Origin of the sequence: Collinsella aerofaciens (assembly GCF_039752775.1) — a bacterium.
Taxonomy (GTDB): Bacteria; Actinomycetota; Coriobacteriia; order Coriobacteriales; family Coriobacteriaceae; genus Collinsella; species Collinsella aerofaciens_R.
Genome location: NZ_JBDMGT010000071.1, coordinates 1 through 1,187 on the forward strand (window position 1 = coordinate 1; position 1,187 = coordinate 1,187).

The 1,187-nt window shown below is 64.7% G+C and carries 1 protein-coding gene; it reads right to left on the bottom strand.

What is annotated here, in order from left to right:
- Nucleotides 1-1,163: arginine deiminase (locus tag ABHR63_RS09985; RefSeq protein ID WP_346965446.1), on the bottom strand; the 1,163-nt coding region annotated here is incomplete at its 3' end.
- Nucleotides 1,164-1,187 lie beyond the last annotated feature (24 nt).

Sequence of the window (1,187 nt, forward strand, 5' to 3'; positions counted from 1 at the left end):
ACGAGAAGGTCCAGGCCCTCCTTGTACAGCACGTCGTTGGTGACGGTGTTGCGGGCGTAGACGCAGATCTTGCCGGGCTCGACGCACAGGGTGTTGGAGCCGTCGTTCCACTGCTCGCGGGAGGCCGCGATCGGGTCGCCGCCGCCGCAGGGGATCAGCTTGACCTGGTCGACGCCGGTGGCGTCCTCCAGGACGTGCTCGAGGGTGTCCTCGATCAGGCGGATGTTCACGTCGCCCGGGTTCTTGCCGGCGGTCAGCTCGTAGACGCGCAGGGTGCCCATGATGGCGGGGTGGATCGTGAACTTATCGACGTCGATCTGGGTGAAGACCGTGTCGAGGTGCATGAAGGCGCGCGAGACCGGGATGTCGAAGGCCAGGATGCGCTCGACCTTGGAGTCGGAGTTCCAGAAGATGTTCTGGGCCATGACGTCGATCGCGGCGGCCTGGGTGCGCTGGGAGATGCCGACGGCGAGGGTCTTCTCGTTGATGTTCAGCACGTCGCCGCCCTCGGTGTGGAACTGGCAGTCGCGGCGGAAGTACAGCGAGACGTCCTTGTAGTCGGGGTGGTACTTGAAGATGTACTTGCCGTACAGGGTCTCGCGGTTGCGGGTGACCGAGTACATGCGGTTGAGGTTGACGCCCTCGCCGATGACCGCGAACGGGTCGCGGGTGAAGTAGAGGTTGGGCATCGGGTCGATGATCAGGTCGGACTCGGACTCGGAGTTGACCAGGGAGTCGAGGGTCGTGGACGCCGTGAGGGGCATGTCGATCTCGGACTTGGTCATGCCGGCCATGGTCTTCTTGACGAACTCGAGGTTGTCCTCGATGGAGTCCAGCTTCTCGCGGACGATCTGCGGCATGTGCTGGCCGCGGATGCCGGCCTCGGCGATGTACTGGTCGGTGAACTCGGCGCGGGCGCCGGGGACCTGGTCGAACACCTCGGCGACGAGGTTCTCGAGGTAGAGCACCTCCACGCCCTGGTCCCTCAGGATCTGGGCGAAGGTGTCGTGCTCCTGCTGCGCGACCTCCAGGAACGGGACGTCGTCGAACAGGAGTCGCTCGAGCTCGTCGGGCGGCAGGTTGAGGAGCTCGTCGCCGGGACGGTGCAGGCAGACCTTCCTGAGCTTGCCGATCTCGGAAGGCACGTGCAGACCTTTCGTCATGGCCTCCTACCTTTCTTTCGGGCC